Origin of the sequence: Mammaliicoccus sp. I-M35, from assembly GCF_022386455.1 — a bacterium.
Classification (GTDB): Bacteria; Bacillota; Bacilli; order Staphylococcales; family Staphylococcaceae; genus Mammaliicoccus; species Mammaliicoccus sciuri_A.
Map to the genome: position 1 here is coordinate 205,268 of NZ_JAJNIL010000005.1, position 17,742 is coordinate 223,009.

Genomic DNA, 17,742 nt, shown 5'->3' on the forward strand with positions numbered 1-17,742 from the left:
GCCAATACGTAGACTAATGATTTTTTTATGGAGGAAATATAATGAAGAAGACAAAATTAATGACTTTAACCGCAATATTAACAACAATAAATGTTGTCTTTAGTACATTTATCACGATACCAATAGGTCCAATAAAAGCATTGCCAATGCAACATTTCATTAATGTTATATCAGCCGTATTTCTTGGACCATGGTATGGCTTAGCGCAAGCTTTGTTATCTTCGTTTATTAGAAACTTACTAGGTTTAGGCACGATTTTTGCTTTTCCAGGTAGTATGATAGGTGTATTATTAGCAAGTTTACTTTATAAATATCGCAAACAATTATCGATTGCATCTCTAGGAGAAGTTATAGGTACTGGTGTGATAGGTAGCTTCGTTTGTATTCCGATAAGTTGGTTACTAGGACTAGGGAAAATTGCATTTTGGCCATTATTTTTATCATTTTTCTTTAGTAGTCTAATAGGCGCTATCGCAAGTTATATATTATTAAAGGCTTTTGAAAAAAGAGGTATATTAAAGAAATTAAAAAATGATAATTAAAGATACATCATGAATTAAAGGGCGTGAAGCATAAATTGCTTCATTACGCTCTTTTTTTTAATAAATAAACATACTCGTTTAATAGTAGAAATTTTGATAAAATAGATAAATCGAAAGTTAAAAAAAGGAACGTGAATAAAGATGTCTAAACCAACGCCAATGATGGCTCAATATTTAAAGATAAAATCTCAATATCAAGATACATTATTATTTTTCAGATTAGGTGATTTTTATGAAATGTTCTACGATGATGCAATTGAAGCATCGAGAGTATTAGAAATAACACTAACAAGAAGAGATGCTAAGAAAGATCCAATTCCAATGTGCGGGGTACCGTATCATTCTGCTTCTGGATATATCGAAAAACTTATTTCAAAAGGTTATAAAGTCGCGATTTGTGAACAAATGGAAGATCCAACACAAACTAAAGGAATGGTTCGTAGAGAAGTTGTGCAAGTCATAACGCCAGGTACGGTTATGGATCAAAAGGGTATGGATGAAAAAACAAATAATTATATATTAGGATTTATAAAAGAAGACGGAGAGTTTCATTTAAGTTACTGTGATGTCACAACAGGTGAATTAAAAGTAACATCATTTGTAGATGAAACAACTTTAATTAATGAAATTACAACGATTCACCCTAATGAAATTATTGTCAATAAAGTGTTACCAGATAATTTATATAAACAAATTCAGCTCATAACTGAAACAATCACAGTTATTGATAGCTATGAAGAACGAGATTATGAAGTTGTCACGGGCACATCTCACGCTCAAAAAAGATCATTAAATTATTTATTAAATTATATTCATGATAATGGTAAACGCGATATGCCACACTTAGAAGAAGTTGTCGTATATAGAGCTTTAGATTATATGAAAATGGACTTTTACGCGAAACGAAATCTTGAATTAACAGAAAGTATCAGACTTAAATCTAAAAAAGGTACATTATTATGGTTGATGGATGATACAAAGACACCTATGGGCGCAAGAAGATTAAAGCAATGGATAGATAGACCACTTATTAACCAAAGAGATATCGAACAAAGATTAGATGCTGTTGAACAATTAGTGAATGGGTTTATTGAACGTGATGAACTTAGAAGTTATTTGAATATGGTATATGATATTGAAAGATTAGTCGGAAGAGTTAGCTACGGCAATGTGAATGCTAAAGATTTAGTACAGTTGAATTATTCAATAAAACAAATTCCATATGTTAAAGAAATTATTGAAAGATTAGACTCAACGTCTATAGATCGATTTAAAGATCTTGAACCATTAAATGATTTAGAACGATTATTAGATGAAAGTTTAGTAGAAGATCCACCGATTTCTGTTAAAGAAGGTGGGATATTTAAAAAAGGCTTTAACGAAACACTAGATCAATATAAAGAAGCTTCAACAAATGGTAAGCAATGGATTGCAGAATTACAATTAAAAGAACGTGAACGAACGGGTGTTAAATCATTAAAGGTAAGCTTTAACAAAGTTTTTGGGTACTATATTGAAATTACAAAAGCAAATTTAAATCATATTGATACAGATGCTCTAGGATATCAACGTAAGCAAACATTATCAAATGCTGAACGTTTTATAACTGAAGAATTAAAAGAAAAAGAATCTATCATTTTAGGTGCAGAAGATAAAGCAATCGAACTAGAATATCAACTATTCCTGGATTTAAGACAAGAAGTGAAAGCCTATACTGAAAAGTTACAAGCACAAGCTAAATTACTATCAGAAATAGACTGTTTACAAAGCTTTGCTGAAATTGCTCAAAAATATCATTATACACGTCCGATTTTTAGTGAAGATAAAACATTATCACTTAAATCATCGAGACACCCAGTTGTTGAACGCGTAATGGATCATAATGACTATGTTCCAAATGACTGTTATTTAGATAAAGAAGGCTTTATCTATTTAATAACAGGACCAAATATGTCTGGTAAGAGTACGTATATGCGTCAAATAGCTATTATTAGTATTATGGCTCAAATGGGGGCATACGTGCCTGCAGATTATGCGCAATTGCCAATATTTGATCAAATCTTTACGAGAATTGGTGCTGCAGATGATTTAGTATCAGGGAAAAGTACATTTATGGTCGAAATGTTAGAAGCTGAAAAAGCCATGGTAGGTGCAACTGAAGATAGCTTAATTATATTTGATGAAATTGGAAGAGGTACATCTACATTTGATGGTCTAGCGCTTGCACAGTCTATGATTGAATATGTACATCATCATACAAAAGCAAAAACGTTATTCTCAACACATTATCATGAGTTAACACATTTAGATGAAACGTTATCTGGACTTAAAAATATTCACGTAGCTGCACAAGAATATCAAGGAGAATTGATTTTCTTGCATAAAGTAAAAGAAGGCGCAGTTGATCAAAGTTATGGTATTCATGTAGCGAAGTTAACGGATTTACCTGATGAAATTATTGAAAGAGCAAATACTATTTTACAAGAACTTGAATCTCATACAAAAGTAGAGAAAGAAGCAGATAAGTATGAACAACCGTCATTCCAATTATTTGAAGAACAAGGGCAATCTGAAATTGAAAAGAAACTTAAATCAATTGATTTAATGAACATAACACCTATTGAAGCATTATCAAAACTGCATGAATTACAAAAACAACTTAAATAGAAAGTGTGAGTGCATTGGGAAAAATTAAAGAACTTGAATTATCTTTAGCCAACAAAATAGCTGCAGGTGAAGTGGTAGAAAGACCAGCTTCTGTTGTGAAAGAATTGTTGGAAAATGCAATTGATGCTCAAGCAACTCAAATTGATATTTCGATTAAAGAATCAGGTATTCAATCTATTAGAGTCGTAGATAATGGAACAGGCATTGAAGAAGAGGATATTGCCAAAGCATTTGGTAGACATGCGACAAGTAAAATTAATAACGATTATGATTTGTTTCATATTCGTACACTTGGCTTTAGAGGAGAAGCTTTGGCGAGTATTTCATCAGTGAGTAGAGTGACGATGAAGACTTGTACGGATGGTATGCTTGGACATGAAGTGCGCGTTGAAAATGGTGAAATTACGAAAAAACAACCTGCTAAAGCTAAAAAAGGTACAGATATTCTTGTTGAAGATTTATTCTATAATACGCCAGCAAGATTAAAATATGTTAAAAGTTTGTATACTGAACTGGGTAAAATTACGGATATAGTGAATAGAATGGCAATGAGTCATCCGAATATTGCATTTAATCTCGTATCAGATGATAAAACAGTTATTTCAACGAATGGTTCGGGAAGAACAAATGAAGTAATGGCTGAAATTTATGGCATGAAAATTGCGAAAGACCTTGTACCAATAAATGGAGAAACAGATGATTACGTCGTAAACGGATTTATTTGTAAACCTGAGCACACGAGAAGTAATCGTCATTATATTTCTATATTTATCAACGGGCGATATATTAAGAACTTTGTACTTAACAAAGCGATTATAGAAGGTTATCATACACTCTTACCAATCGGTAGATATCCAATCGTTTATTTAAATATTGAAATGGATCCGATTTTAGTAGATGTTAACGTACATCCAACTAAACTAGAAGTAAGGCTTTCTAAAGAACAACTACTTTATGATTTGATTAATCAAAAAATTAAAGAAGCATTTAGAGGTATGTCATTAATTCCAGATACATCTTTAGAAAAGCAAAAACCTAAAAAATCACAAAAAGAAATTTTTGAACAACAAAAAATAGATTTTGAAGCTAAAAGAAATCAAAATACAACTCAACATCAGCATATATCTCATAATACTAAAAGTGTTGAAGAAATTGAAAAAACAAATGACATTGCAAGCAGAGAACCTTCACCTTCTTGGCAATTTAAAGATAAGACAGAACATCATTCGGTTATACAAGAAGATACTATCAAACAGGAAACTAATAGAGATTTAGATGTTCAACATGATGAACCCGAGCATATTGAAAATAATGAAGAAACTTATGAAGTTCAAGATACAGTAGAGCATGTCGATACACCATATCAAGCGCCAATTGAAGAAGAGCAAGTATCTGAAGCGCCACGTGTACCGTATATGGAAGTTGTAGGTCAAGTTCACGGAACATATATTGTGGCACAAAATGATACGGGCATGTTTATGATTGATCAACATGCAGCGCAAGAACGAATTAAATATGAATTTTTCAAAGAAAAAATTGGTGAAGTCACAAACGAAACACAAAGTTTGTTGTTGCCACTAACATTTAATTTTTCTAAAGATGAGCACATGATTATTGAAAAATATTTACAATCACTTGCTGAAGCGGGCGTATTTTTAGAACCAATTGGTCATCATGACTATATGGTGAGTGAATATCCAGTTTGGCTACCAAATGTTGATGCAGAAGAAATCATAAAAGATATGATCGATTACGTGTTAAATCATGAAAAAGTTGATATTAAAAAATTAAGAGAAGATGCAGCAATTATGATGAGTTGTAAGAAATCTATTAAAGCTAATCATTATTTAAGAAATCATGAAATGAGTCATTTGATTGATGAATTAAGAGAAACAACTGACCCGTTTACTTGTCCGCACGGAAGACCAATTATTATTGAATTGACGACGTATGAATTAGAAAAATTATTTAAACGCGTTATGTAGGAGGATAAAATGAATAAGCATATATTACCGGCTATTCGCTCTATGAAAGATATGGAAAAGTTTTTAAAAATGGATTATGAAAGATGCGTTTTATTAGATACACATATCGGTCATTTGCAAGGCATTTTAGAGCAAATGAAAAAGCATCAAAAAGAAGTGATGCTACACATTGATTTAATTAAAGGTTTATCAAATGATGAAGCGGCTGTTGAATATGTTATACAACAATATAAACCACATGGCATTATATCAACGAAATCAAAAATTATTAAACGTGCCAAAAAATTAAATACGTTAACGATATTACGTGTGTTCATTCTTGATAGCACAGCGTTAAGTAGAAGTATTGAACTGATTAAACAATCAGACCCTGATTTAGTAGAAGTACTGCCAGGAGTTGCTACTAAAGTGATCAAGGAAATTAGTGATAAAACAGGTAAGCGAATTATTGCAGGTGGATTAATTAATACGAAAGAAGAAATTGATTTAGCAATTGAAAGCGGTGCACAATATGTTACATCTAGCGATATTACAATTTGGTAAATTTATTTGACAACGTTTTCATAAAGTATTATACTTCTAATTAAGTTAATATATGAGATGAGTAAATGAGACCCTCTACGAAAAGAAACTATGCGTTAAATTTGTATAAATTACTATATGAATATGATGTGTAGTTCAACGTAGGGGGCTTTTTATGTATTAGCATATTATATTTAGGAGGGTGTTTAATATGAGTGAATTTTTAGGCGAATTAATTGGTACAGCCATCTTAATATTATTTGGTGGCGGTGTATGTGCTAACGTCAATCTAAAAGGGGCACTTGGTAAAGGTGCAGACTGGATTGTTATTTCATTAGGTTGGGGGCTAGCTGTTATGCTTGGTGTTTATGCAGTTGGTAATGTTTCCGGGGCACATTTAAACCCAGCTGTTACGCTTGGCTTTGCAATTGACGGATCATTCCCATGGTCTAAAGTTGTTCCATTTATTGTGGCTCAAATGCTTGGTGCTATGATTGGTGCATTTTTAGTATGGGCTACTTATTTACCACATTGGAAAAAAACTGAAGATCAAGGTGCTAAGTTAGGTGTATTCTCAACTGGTCCATCTTATCCAAACTATGTAGCAAACTTCTTAAGTGAGATTATTGGAACTATGATCTTAGTTATGGGATTATTATTTATAGGAACTAATAAATTTACTGATGGCTTAAATCCTTTAATTGTTGGTTTATTAATCGTAGCAATTGGTTTAAGTTTAGGTGGTGCGACAGGTTATGCGATTAACCCAGCTCGTGATATCGGACCACGTATCATGCATATGCTATTACCAATTCCGGGTAAAGGAAGTTCAAATTGGAAATATGCAATTGTGCCAATTTTAGGACCGATTTCAGGCGGTATGTTAGGTGCAGCATTATTTAATATTTTATTTAACGGGGTTGTAAACGGTTTTGTTATATTCTCAATCATCTTTACAGTGATTGTCGTATTGTCTGGTATTTTCTTAAATAAATCAATACTTAAAGACGAAGTTTCAGAAATTCTGTAATATACAAATTTATAGGAGTGTTTAATATGGAAAAATACATTTTATCAATTGACCAAGGTACAACAAGTTCTAGAGCAATACTTTTTGATAAAGAAGGTACTATCAAATTTGTGAGTCAAAGAGAATTTAAGCAATACTTCCCTAAAGGTGGTTGGGTTGAGCATGATGCGAATGAAATTTGGACTTCAGTATTAGCAGTTATTTCAAGTGTACTTAATGAAAATAACATTAGTCCAAAACAAATCGAAGGTATTGGTATCACAAACCAAAGGGAAACTGCTGTCGTATGGGATAAAAATACGGGACGCCCAGTTTATCATGCAATTGTTTGGCAATCTCGACAAACTCAAGACATTTGTACAGAATTAAAATCTAAAGATTTAGAACCAATTTTTAAAGAAAAAACTGGTCTATTATTAGATCCATATTTCTCAGGTACAAAAGTTAAATGGATTCTTGATAATGTTGAAGGTGCTAGAGAAAAAGCTGAAAACGGCGATTTATTATTCGGAACAATTGATACATGGTTAATCTGGAAATTTACAGGTGACGTTCATGTAACAGATTATTCAAACGCAAGTAGAACATTAATGTATAACATTTATGACTTGAAATGGGACGAAGAATTATTAGAATATCTTGATGTACCAGCTTCTATGTTGCCAGAAGTTAAACCTTCAAGTGAAGTATATGGTTATACTCAACAACATCACTTCTTCGGTGAAAAAATTGCAATCGCTGGTGTAGCAGGTGACCAACAAGCTGCATTATTCGGACAAGCTTGCTTCGAAAGTGGAGAAGTTAAGAACACATACGGTACTGGTGGATTTATGTTAATGAACACTGGTGAAAAAGCTGTAAAATCTGAAAGTGGTTTATTAACAACATTAGCTTATGGTCTAGATGGTAAAGTAAACTACGCACTTGAAGGTAGTATTTTCGTATCAGGATCTGCTATTCAATGGTTAAGAGATGGTTTAAGAATGATTAAATCAGCACCAGCATCAGAAGATTATGCAAATCGTGTTAAATCTACAGAAGGCGTATACGTCGTACCAGCGTTTGTTGGTTTAGGTACACCTTATTGGGATGCAGATGCTAGAGGTGCAATCTTCGGCTTAACACGTGGTACTGAAAAAGAACATTTCATTAGAGCAACTTTAGAATCATTATGTTACCAAACTAGAGATGTGTTAGAAGCAATGGAAAAAGATTCTGGCATTAATGTTGAAACATTAAGAGTTGATGGCGGTGCTGTTAAGAATAATTTCTTAATGCAATTCCAAGCTGATATTGTAAATACGCCAGTAGAAAGACCAGAAGTAAATGAAACAACTGCATTAGGTGCAGCATACTTAGCTGGATTAGCAGTAGGTTTCTGGAAATCTAAAGATGAGATAAAACAACGTTGGAAATTAGAAACAGAATTCAAACCTGAACTTGAAGAAGAAGAACGTGAAAAACTTTATAAAGGTTGGAAAACTGCAGTAAAAGCCACTCAAGCTTTTAAATTAGATTAAGTTGTGTTATCATATAGTTAAGTTAATATTTCGTAGAGACATGAGAGGCTTTGTTCGTACATTTTTGTAGGGATAAGTCTCTCATTTTTTTACATTTTATAGGAGGAAATGGTTATGCAACAATTATCAGCATTAAATCGTAATCAAGTTAAAGATCAACTTAAAAATACTGAATATGACGTAGTTGTTATCGGTGGAGGAATCACTGGTGCAGGTATTGCTTTAGATGCAGCGCAACGTGGTATGAAAGTAGCATTAGTTGAAATGCAAGACTTTGCACAAGGTACAAGTTCTAGAAGTACGAAATTAGTTCATGGTGGATTACGTTACTTAAAACAATTCCAAGTTGGCGTAGTTGCTGAAACTGGTAAAGAAAGAGCGATCGTTTATGAAAATGGTCCTCACGTAACAACACCAGAATGGATGTTATTACCTTTACACAAAGGCGGTAGCATGGGTCCATTTACAACATCAATCGGCTTGAAAGTTTATGATTTCTTAGCAGGTGTTAAAAAAGCTGAACGTCGTACAATGTTAAACAGAGAAGAAACAATTAAGAAAGAACCACTTGTAAAACAAGACGGTTTAAAAGCTGGTGGTTACTATGTTGAGTACCGTACAGATGATGCTCGTTTAACAATTGAAGTTATGAAACGCGCACGTGAATTTGGTGCAGATATCATTAACTATGCTAAATCAAATAAATTCTTATACAACAAAAAGAAAAAAGTATCAGGTATCGAAGTAACTGATTTATTGCAAAATGAAATTTTCGAAATTAAAGGTAAAAGAGTTATCAACGCGGCAGGTCCATGGGTTGATGAAGTACGTGGTAAAGACTATTCAACAAACAATAAACAACTTAGATTAACTAAAGGTGTTCATATTGTAATAGACCAAAGCATATTCCCATTAGGTCAAGCTGTATACTTTGATACAGAAAATGATGGCAGAATGATTTTCGCAATTCCTAGAGATGGAAAAGCATACGTTGGTACTACTGATACAATTTATGATAATGATAAATCTTCTCCTAAAGTTACAGAAGAAGATCGTCAATATTTATTAGATGCTATTCACTATATGTTCCCAACTGTAAAAGTTGAAGATAAGGATATCGAATCAACTTGGGCTGGTGTTAGACCATTAATCTTTGAAAAAGGTAAAGATCCATCAGAAATTTCTCGTAAAGACGAAATTTGGGAAGGCGATTCAGGCTTACTTACAATCGCTGGTGGTAAATTAACAGGTTACCGTCATATGGCTCAAGATATTGTTGATTTATTAAGTAAACGTCTTAAAGAAGAATATAAATTATCGTTCAAACCTTGTCGTACAAAAGAAACTTACATTTCTGGCGGTAACGTTGGTGGTAGTAAAAATTATGAATCATTCGTTGAAAGTAAAGTTAAAGAAGCTAAAAACTACAACTTATCAGAAGATGCAGCACGTTATTTAGCTAGAAAATACGGATCTAATGTAGATGAAGTATTTGCTATTGCTCATGCTACACAAGTTGCAGATGTTAATCTTCCAATCGAAGTATATGCTGAAGTTATTTACAGCATTCAAAAAGAAATGGTTCATAAACCAACTGACTTCTTAGTACGTCGTTCAGGTCGTTTATACTTTGATATTCAATATGTATTAGATCATAAAGATGCGATAGTTGAAGTAATGGCTCAAGTATTAAATTATGATAATGATACTAAACGTGTTTATAAAGATGAATTAGAACAAGCTATTAAAGAAGCGGTTAATCCAAATGATCAACCAGCTATTGTTAAATAATTTATAAACCAACTATTTAAACCTGCTGACAATTTTTGTCGGCAGGTTTTTTATATATTATGTGATTGATTTGTGAATATATTTTTAAGCACTATAGATTTTGCTATAATGTCTTATAAGGGAGGCGCATGTCTTTGAGACGATTTAATCATAGAATTACATTATCTACAGAACAAACTTTAGAAGTTACAATTGATAAAACGGATGAAAAACCGTTTGGAATTATACATATACTGCATGGTGTGGCTGAACATAAAGATAGATATGATGCAGTAGCAGAATATTTATGTAAAAGAGGTTTTCATGTTATCCGTCATAACCACAGAGGTCACGGTATGAACATAGAAGCTTCTTCAAGAGGTCATTTTAATGCATTACAAGAATTAGTCGATGATGTTAAAGAAGTAAGTGATACGTTTAAAAATGAACTTAATCCAAAATTGCCATTTATAATGCTAGGACACTCTATGGGTTCGCTAGTTGCGAGACAATTTGTTCACGATTATCCTAATGATGTAGATGCGTTGATACTTTCAGGGACGGTTGTTTACCCTAAAATTCAAGGCAAGTTAAATTTATATGCATTAAAGTTTGTGAATTTATTTTTAGGTAGTCGCACGAAATCAAAATTTATCAATAATATTGCTTTTAAGACAATGAATCGACAACATAAAGATTTAAATAAAGATAATAAATGGTTAAGTCAAAGTGATGAAAATCGCGAGCAATATGAAAAAGATGTTTATTCAGGATTTCCAATTTCACATAAAGTACTTTTAGAAACAGTAAAGGCAGCTGTCCAAACGAAGAAAATCAATTATATTAAAAAACAAAATTTAAATATGCCGATTTTACTAGTATCAGGTAAAGAAGATCACTTTGGTGGATTCGGTAACGGTATTAAACAGTTAGCTTCTATTTATAAACGTTCAGGCGTTAAGCATGTCACAGTACAATTATATAAGAATAAGCGTCACGAAGTTTTATTTGAGACGAACCGTTATGCAGTGTATGAACATTTATATAATTGGTTGATGGTACAAATTAAACAATTAGAAAAAGAGGAAATATCAAATGAATGAAAAACCATTAATTGCAATAGTAGGCCCTACTGCAGTAGGTAAAACAGAATTAAGCATTAAATTAGCAAAATCTTTAAACGGTGAAGTTATTAATGGTGATGCCTTTCAAATTTATAAAGGTCTAGATATTGGTACAGCAAAAGTGACAGAAGAAGAAAAAGAAGGCGTTGTTCATCATTTAATAGATGTATATGAACCGGATGAACCATATTCAGTGTATCGATTTAAACAAGACTTTGAAAGAATTGTAAAGGATATTCATGCTAGAGGTAAATTGCCGATACTTGTCGGTGGAACAGGTTTATATGTACAGTCAGTTTTATATGATTATAACCTTGAAGAAGAAAAAATCAGTTCTGAAAAAATGGAAATTACAAAAAATAAATTAAATAAATTATCTAAATGCTCAAATATTGAATTGCGCAATTATTTATATGAAATCGACCCAGAAACTGCGTCATCAGTGCATCCGAACAATCGTAAAAGAGTAGAACGAGCAATTGAATATTACTTAAATACAAAAAAAACTTTAAGTGAAAGAAAGAAAAGCCAGACATTTTCTGGAAAATATAGTACAATATTAATTGGGATAGAAATGTCGCGCGAAACATTATATCAAAGAATTAATATGCGCGTTGACATGATGTTGCAGCGAGGATTATTAAGAGAAGTGTCTAATCTTGTTGAGAAAGGGTATGAAGATTCACAAAGTATGCAAGCAATTGGATACAAAGAATTGATACCAGTAGTAAAAGGAGAAATAGACATAGAAACTTCTACAGAACAAATCAAGCAAAATTCAAGAAGATATGCCAAACGTCAAATGACATGGTTTAAAAATAAAATGAATGTGACTTGGTTTCAACGGGATAAACAGTCTTTAACAGAAATCGCAGACAACGTAATCCAATTATCCAAGTGAAGGGGAAAGTCATATGGCAGAGAAAGAAAATATTCAAGAAGTTTTACTTAAGAAATTCAAATCAGAAGGAACTGAACTTACAGTATTCTTACTAAATGGATTTCAAATGAAAGGGAAAATTGTCGACTTTGACGACAAAGTTGTATTATTAGATATTCTAGGGAAAGAACATCTAATTTACAAACATGCTATCTCAACTTTCGTAGATGCTCAAGATGATGAAAATCAAGATAGCGAACAATAATCGTGTATGAAAAAATAAGCGGCTAGGACATTTTATTGTCTTAGCCGCTTATTTATGTGTAATCAATTATAATACTGCTTCTATTGAACTTCTCAATTGTTCAGGACTTTTTTGTGGAGAAAATCGATTCACAACTTCTCCGTCTTTATTTACTAAGAACTTAGTAAAGTTCCATTTAATTGATCCATTTAAAATACCTTTTTTAGCAGAAGTAAGATATTCATAAAGTGGATGTTGTTCTGAACCTTTAACTTTTATTTTTTCATGCATTGGGAAAGTTACACCATAATTTAATTTACAATTTTGGTATGCTTCATAAGAGTCACCAGGTTCTTGATTACCAAATTGATTACATGGGAATCCTAACACCACGAAATCTTGATCTTTATAATCTTGGTATAAAGCTTCTAACCCTTCAAATTGAGGTGTGAAACCACATTCACTTGCTGTATTAACAATTAAAATTGCTTTTCCTTTATACTCAGATAATGAATATTCTTCACCGTTCGTTTTTGCAACAACGAAGTCATAAATTGACATTGCCATCACTCCTTTTCTTATTTCTATTATAATCAAAAATTTATCAAAGTCATATCAATTTGCATGCATGTTTATATGTTAAAATATATTTAAAGTGAGCGTGATAAAAATGAAAAATGATATGAAGTCGACAAAGCAAGAAACTGAAAAAGTAATCCTGTTAGCAATTCATGATAAAAAAGATGATGAAGCAACATTTAAATCAACAGTTCAAGAATTGGAATCTCTTGCTGTTACAAGCCAACTAGAAGTCATGGAAGTCTTCACTCAAAAAAGAGAGCGACCTGATCAACAATATTATTTTGGTAAAGGTAAAATAGAAGAAGTCATTGAATATATCGAATTGAATGATATTAAAGTGAATGCAGTCATCGCAAATGATGAATTGACAACTGCGCAATCGAAACATTTAGATGAGTTATTTAACACAAAAATTATAGACCGCACTCAATTGATTTTAGAAATTTTTGCGCAAAGAGCTTCAAGTAGAGAAGGTCAATTGCAAGTTGAATTAGCACAGTTAGATTATTTATTGCCGAGATTATCTGGACACGGCAAAAGCTTATCTCGTTTAGGTGGCGGAATCGGTACGAGAGGTCCAGGTGAAACGAAATTAGAAACAGATAGAAGACATATTCGTACTCGAATGAATGAAATAAAGCATCAACTAGAAACAATCGTTTCTCATCGTTCACGTTATAGAGAACGACGTCAACATAATCAAGCATACCAAGTTGCATTAATTGGTTATACAAATGCCGGTAAATCTTCGTGGTTTAATCAGTTATCAAATGATGAAACATTTGAACAAGATTTATTATTTGCGACTTTAGATCCTAAATCTCGCGCCATTACAATAAATGACGGGTTTAACGTCATACTTTCTGATACAGTTGGGTTTATTCAGAAGTTGCCTACAACATTGATTGCAGCATTTAAGTCTACTTTAGAAGAAGCGAAATATGCACAATTACTCGTTCATGTTGTAGATGCAAGTCATCCACACTATATGGAACAGTATGAAACGGTTATGTCTTTAGTCAATCAATTAGATATGGGCCATATTCCGATGTTAGTCGTATTTAATAAAAAAGATTTAGCGCCTTCTAATCATTCAGCAATATCAGGACAATCTATATTTGTTTCAGCTAAAGATTCTAATGATAAAGCTATATTTAAAGAAAAATTAGTCGATATGATTAAAGAGACAATGGATTACTATGAAATGGATATTCCATCAAGTGATGCTGACAAATTATATTGGCAAAAAAACCATACTTTAGTTGAAAAAATGAATTTTGATGAAGAAACAGAAACATATCACATAAAAGGTTATAAACAGAAATAAGAGGTAAACAAATGGAACAGAAATTAAAAGAATTAATTATTGATGTAGAAAAAGAATTAAGACCATATTTTGATCAAATCGAACATAATGCATTAATTGCGCAAGAACATGTACTTGATGCATTTCATGAAGTAAAAATCACTGAATCAGACTTAATCGGTACAACTGGATATGGGTACGATGATGTAGGTCGAGATCATTTAGAAGATGTTTATAGTAAAGTATTTAAAGCTGAAGACAGTTTAGTAAGACCTCAAATTATTTCAGGTACGCACGCTATAACATTAGCGCTTAACAGCCAACTGAAATATGGAGACGAATTATTATATATTACAGGAACACCTTATGATACGTTATTAGAAGTAATCGGTATAAATGGTAATGGTATAGGAAGTTTTATCGAACAAGGTATCACATACCGAGAAGTACCATTGAAACAAAATGAAATAGATATAAACTCAGTGTTAGAAAATATTAATGAAAATACTAAAGTCATTGCGATACAAAGATCTAAAGGTTATAGTTCGCGACCTTCATTAACAATTGCACAAATTGAACAAGCAATCAAAGCGATTAAAGAAAGACATCCAGATAAAATTGTCTTTGTAGATAATTGTTATGGAGAATTTGTTGAAGATAAAGAACCCATTGAAATTGGTGCAGATTTAATAGCAGGTTCTTTAATTAAAAATCCAGGAGGTGGTTTAGCTAAAATTGGCGGTTATATTTCAGGAAAAGCTGACCTGATAGAACGTTGTGCATACAGATTAACAGCACCAGGAATTGGTAAAGAAGCGGGCGCATCTTTAGGAAGTTTACCAGAAATGTATCAAGGGTTCTTCTTAGCACCACATGTTGTCAGTCAAAGTTTGAAAGGTGCATTATTTACTTCTCGCTTGTTAGAAAAATTAAATATGACAACGACACCGCATTACCAAGATAAACGCACAGATATTATTCAATCTGTTACTTTTGAAACAAAAGAACAAATGATTGCATTTTGTCAGTCGATACAACACGCATCTCCAATTAATGCGCATTTTAGTCCGATGCCTAGCTATATGCCAGGTTATGAAGATGATGTTATCATGGCTGCAGGTACATTTATTCAAGGATCTTCAATTGAATTAACGGCAGATGGTCCAATTAGACCACCATATGAAGCATACATTCAAGGTGGCTTAACTTATGAACATGTTAAAATTGCGATAACGCGTGCTGTAGAGCATTTAATCAAGCAAAAGCTTGTTGAATTATAAAAGATGTAAGGTTTCCTGACATTCATTTGTTTTCTGAAAATTTATGTGCTAAATTTATAACAAGTTCTTACAAAAGGAGGCGGTCGTGCTGTCAAGAGATATAATCAGAAGAAACATGGCCGTGTTCCCGATTGGTGTCGTAATCAAGTTAACAGAGCTAACAGCCAGACAAATCAGATACTACGAAAGCAATGAGCTCGTTTCGCCCAAAAGGACTGAAGGTAATCAACGGTTATTTTCTTTAAATGACCTTGAACGATTACTGGAAATTAAAAATCTTATCGAAAAGGGATTTAATATGAAAGGGATCAAACAAATTCTTTTAGAAGAAGAAAATGACCTTTCTGATGAAGAACTGAAGATGAGAGAGCGGGTAATTAGAGGAACTTCTAAAACAGAGGGACCACTTAACCGTGGAGATTTATCAAGATTTTTTAATTAAAAACTGGAGGATAATCACATGGCTAAACAAACTTTTACAAAAGAAGATATTTTTCGTTTTGCTGACGAAGAAAACGTACGTTATTTAAGATTACAATTTACTGATATTTTAGGAACAATTAAAAATGTTGAAGTACCAATTGCACAATTAGAAAAAGTATTAAACAATGAAATGATGTTTGACGGTTCTTCAATTGAAGGATTCGTGCGAATTGAAGAATCGGATATGTATTTATGTCCTGACTTAGACACTTGGGTAATTTTCCCTTGGACTGCAGGAAAAGGCAAAGTAGCACGATTAATTTGTGACATTTACAATCCAGATGGCAAACCATTCCCTGGTGATCCACGTACAAACTTAAAACGTGTATTAAAAGAGATGGAAGAGTTAGGATTTACAGATTTCAACTTAGGACCTGAACCAGAATTCTTCTTATTCAAATTAGATGAAAAAGGAGAACCAACATTAGAATTAAACGATAATGGTGGATACTTCGACTTAGCACCTACAGATTTAGGTGAAAACTGTCGTCGTGATATCGTTCTAGAATTAGAAGATATGGGCTTTGACATTGAAGCAAGTCACCACGAAGTAGCACCTGGTCAACATGAAATCGACTTTAAATATGCTGATGCTATAACAGCATGTGATAACATTCAAACATTCAAACTAGTTGTAAAAACAATTGCGCGTAAACATAACTTGCATGCGACATTCATGCCAAAACCATTATTTGGTGTAAACGGAAGCGGAATGCACTTTAACGTTTCATTATTCAAAGGTAAAGAAAATGCGTTCTTCGATCCAAATGGAGAAATGCAATTAACTGATGATGCATATCACTTTATTGCTGGTATCTTGAAAAATGCACGTGGATTTACAGCAGTATGTAACCCATTAGTAAATTCATACAAACGTTTAGTGCCTGGTTATGAAGCACCATGTTATATCGCATGGAGTGGTCAAAACCGTTCACCATTAGTAAGAATACCTGTATCTCGCGGATTATCAACACGTGTTGAAATTCGTTCAGTAGACCCAGCAGCTAATCCTTACTTAGCATTAGCTACTATCCTAGAAGCTGGATTAGATGGTATTAAAAATAAATTAACACCACCAGAATCAGTAGATCAAAACATCTATGAAATGGATAGAGAAGAACGTGAAGCGGTAGGCGTACAAGACTTACCATCAACACTTTATACAGCTGTTAAAGCAATGAAAGAAAATAAAGTTGTTAAACAAGCATTAGGTAATCATATCTATCGCCAATTCATACAATCTAAATCATTAGAGTGGGATTATTACAGAACACAAGTATCAGAATGGGAAAGAGATCAATATATGAAGCAATACTAATTGCTATTAACCCTCAAAGCTTAAGCTTTGAGGGTTTTTTGTGTGGATTTTGGGGGGGAGTGAGTGATGGTGATTGAGAAGATAAAGTAATGGGTTGGTGGCAGTATGAATAGGCTGGCTATAGTAACAAAAGTCGTGGGAAGAGTAAATAAGGGAGGCCATAGTAACAAAATTTGGGCGAAGTGTAACTAAGGGCGTCTATAGTAACAAAAGTCGTAGGAATTGTAACTAAGGGCAGCCATGGTAACAAAAGTTGGGCGAAATGTAACTAAGGACGGCCATAGTAACAAAAGTCGTAGGAAATGTAACTAAGGGCGGCCATAGTAACAAAAGTCGTTCGAAGTGTAACTAAGGACGCCTATGGTAACAAAAGTCGAGGGAATTGTAACTAAGGGTGTCTATAGTAACAAAAGTCTGTGGAAATGTAACTAAGGGCGTCTATAGTAACAAAAGTCGAGGGAATTGTAACTAAGGATGGCTATAGTAACA

The 17,742-nt window shown here is 32.9% G+C and carries 14 protein-coding genes and 1 pseudogene; 14 read left to right on the forward strand and 1 reads right to left on the reverse strand.

Annotation, left to right across the window (positions count from 1 at the left end; all coding sequences use genetic code 11):
- Positions 1 to 41 precede the first annotated feature (41 nt).
- The 10 genes from thiW to hfq all read left to right on the forward strand — a co-directional run bounded on the left by thiW (position 42) and on the right by hfq (position 12,305).
- Positions 42 to 542 (forward strand): energy coupling factor transporter S component ThiW, encoded by a 501-nt coding sequence (gene thiW / locus LQ679_RS07740; RefSeq protein WP_126477437.1) that lies wholly within the window; start codon positions 42 to 44, stop codon positions 540 to 542.
- Between the two features lie 141 nt (positions 543 to 683).
- Positions 684 to 3,209 carry a DNA mismatch repair protein MutS gene (mutS, locus tag LQ679_RS07745; protein WP_126477436.1) on the forward strand — a complete coding sequence of 842 codons (2,526 nt, stop codon included), beginning with the start codon at positions 684 to 686 and terminating at the stop codon, positions 3,207 to 3,209.
- Positions 3,210 to 3,223: 14 nt separating this feature from the next.
- Entirely contained in the window at positions 3,224 to 5,194 is a 1,971-nt protein-coding gene (mutL, locus tag LQ679_RS07750; protein ID WP_126477435.1) for a DNA mismatch repair endonuclease MutL, read from the forward strand.
- Between the two features lie 9 nt (positions 5,195 to 5,203).
- Entirely contained in the window at positions 5,204 to 5,737 is a 534-nt protein-coding gene (locus tag LQ679_RS07755; RefSeq protein ID WP_049319001.1) for a glycerol-3-phosphate responsive antiterminator, read from the forward strand.
- A 190-nt stretch (positions 5,738 to 5,927) separates the two neighbouring features.
- Entirely contained in the window at positions 5,928 to 6,746 is an 819-nt protein-coding gene (locus LQ679_RS07760) for an MIP/aquaporin family protein (protein ID WP_049319000.1), read from the forward strand.
- 26 nt (positions 6,747 to 6,772) lie between these two features.
- Positions 6,773 to 8,266: a glycerol kinase GlpK gene (gene glpK, locus LQ679_RS07765; protein WP_037587871.1), complete on the forward strand. Its 1,494-nt coding sequence runs from the start codon at positions 6,773 to 6,775 to the stop codon at positions 8,264 to 8,266.
- Positions 8,267 to 8,380: 114 nt separating this feature from the next.
- Positions 8,381 to 10,057 (forward strand): glycerol-3-phosphate dehydrogenase/oxidase, encoded by a 1,677-nt coding sequence (locus LQ679_RS07770; RefSeq protein ID WP_037587873.1) that lies wholly within the window; start codon positions 8,381 to 8,383, stop codon positions 10,055 to 10,057.
- A gap of 134 nt (positions 10,058 to 10,191) precedes the next feature.
- Positions 10,192 to 11,139, forward strand: a complete 948-nt coding sequence (locus LQ679_RS07775; protein ID WP_159315067.1) for an alpha/beta fold hydrolase — start codon at positions 10,192 to 10,194, stop codon at positions 11,137 to 11,139.
- The gene (gene miaA, locus LQ679_RS07780) at positions 11,132 to 12,061 is read left to right on the forward strand and encodes a tRNA (adenosine(37)-N6)-dimethylallyltransferase MiaA (RefSeq protein ID WP_239762365.1); all 930 of its coding nucleotides are present in this window, start codon (positions 11,132 to 11,134) and stop codon (positions 12,059 to 12,061) included. Before LQ679_RS07775 ends, miaA begins: the two co-directional genes overlap by 8 nt.
- Before the next feature lie 13 nt (positions 12,062 to 12,074).
- Positions 12,075 to 12,305 (forward strand): RNA chaperone Hfq, encoded by a 231-nt coding sequence (gene hfq / locus LQ679_RS07785; protein ID WP_037587879.1) that lies wholly within the window; start codon positions 12,075 to 12,077, stop codon positions 12,303 to 12,305.
- 66 nt (positions 12,306 to 12,371) lie between these two features.
- Here hfq and LQ679_RS07790 read toward each other — a convergent pair whose 3' ends face one another.
- On the reverse strand, positions 12,372 to 12,845 hold the full coding sequence (locus tag LQ679_RS07790; protein ID WP_037587881.1) for a glutathione peroxidase: 474 nt from the start codon (positions 12,843 to 12,845) through the stop codon (positions 12,372 to 12,374).
- Positions 12,846 to 12,954: 109 nt separating this feature from the next.
- Here LQ679_RS07790 and hflX point away from each other — a divergent pair, with 109 nt between their 5' ends.
- From hflX to glnA, 4 genes and pseudogenes are all read left to right on the forward strand, one after another.
- Entirely contained in the window at positions 12,955 to 14,193 is a 1,239-nt protein-coding gene (gene hflX / locus LQ679_RS07795) for a GTPase HflX (RefSeq protein WP_239762366.1), read from the forward strand.
- 11 nt (positions 14,194 to 14,204) lie between these two features.
- Positions 14,205 to 15,452 carry a methionine gamma-lyase family protein gene (locus LQ679_RS07800; protein ID WP_126477431.1) on the forward strand — a complete coding sequence of 416 codons (1,248 nt, stop codon included), beginning with the start codon at positions 14,205 to 14,207 and terminating at the stop codon, positions 15,450 to 15,452.
- A gap of 85 nt (positions 15,453 to 15,537) precedes the next feature.
- A pseudogene (locus LQ679_RS07805) lies at positions 15,538 to 15,775 on the forward strand (MerR family transcriptional regulator); the annotation flags it as partial.
- A gap of 137 nt (positions 15,776 to 15,912) precedes the next feature.
- Entirely contained in the window at positions 15,913 to 17,253 is a 1,341-nt protein-coding gene (gene glnA, locus LQ679_RS07810; protein WP_025905621.1) for a type I glutamate--ammonia ligase, read from the forward strand.
- Positions 17,254 to 17,742 lie beyond the last annotated feature (489 nt).

Excerpts from the sequence above, each read along its gene's own strand:
- thiW (WP_126477437.1), top strand. The coding sequence starts at position 42 with ATGAAGAAGACAAAATTAATGACTTTAACCGCAATATTAACAACAATA.
- mutS (WP_126477436.1), top strand. The coding sequence starts at position 684 with ATGTCTAAACCAACGCCAATGATGGCTCAATATTTAAAGATAAAATCT.
- LQ679_RS07755 (WP_049319001.1), top strand. The coding sequence starts at position 5,204 with ATGAATAAGCATATATTACCGGCTATTCGCTCTATGAAAGATATGGAA.
- LQ679_RS07760 (WP_049319000.1), top strand. The coding sequence starts at position 5,928 with ATGAGTGAATTTTTAGGCGAATTAATTGGTACAGCCATCTTAATATTA.
- glpK (WP_037587871.1), top strand. The coding sequence starts at position 6,773 with ATGGAAAAATACATTTTATCAATTGACCAAGGTACAACAAGTTCTAGA.
- LQ679_RS07770 (WP_037587873.1), top strand. The coding sequence starts at position 8,381 with ATGCAACAATTATCAGCATTAAATCGTAATCAAGTTAAAGATCAACTT.
- miaA (WP_239762365.1), top strand. The coding sequence starts at position 11,132 with ATGAATGAAAAACCATTAATTGCAATAGTAGGCCCTACTGCAGTAGGT.
- hfq (WP_037587879.1), top strand. The coding sequence starts at position 12,075 with ATGGCAGAGAAAGAAAATATTCAAGAAGTTTTACTTAAGAAATTCAAA.
- LQ679_RS07790 (WP_037587881.1), bottom strand. The coding sequence starts at position 12,845 with ATGTCAATTTATGACTTCGTTGTTGCAAAAACGAACGGTGAAGAATAT.
- hflX (WP_239762366.1), top strand. The coding sequence starts at position 12,955 with ATGAAAAATGATATGAAGTCGACAAAGCAAGAAACTGAAAAAGTAATC.
- LQ679_RS07800 (WP_126477431.1), top strand. The coding sequence starts at position 14,205 with ATGGAACAGAAATTAAAAGAATTAATTATTGATGTAGAAAAAGAATTA.
- glnA (WP_025905621.1), top strand. The coding sequence starts at position 15,913 with ATGGCTAAACAAACTTTTACAAAAGAAGATATTTTTCGTTTTGCTGAC.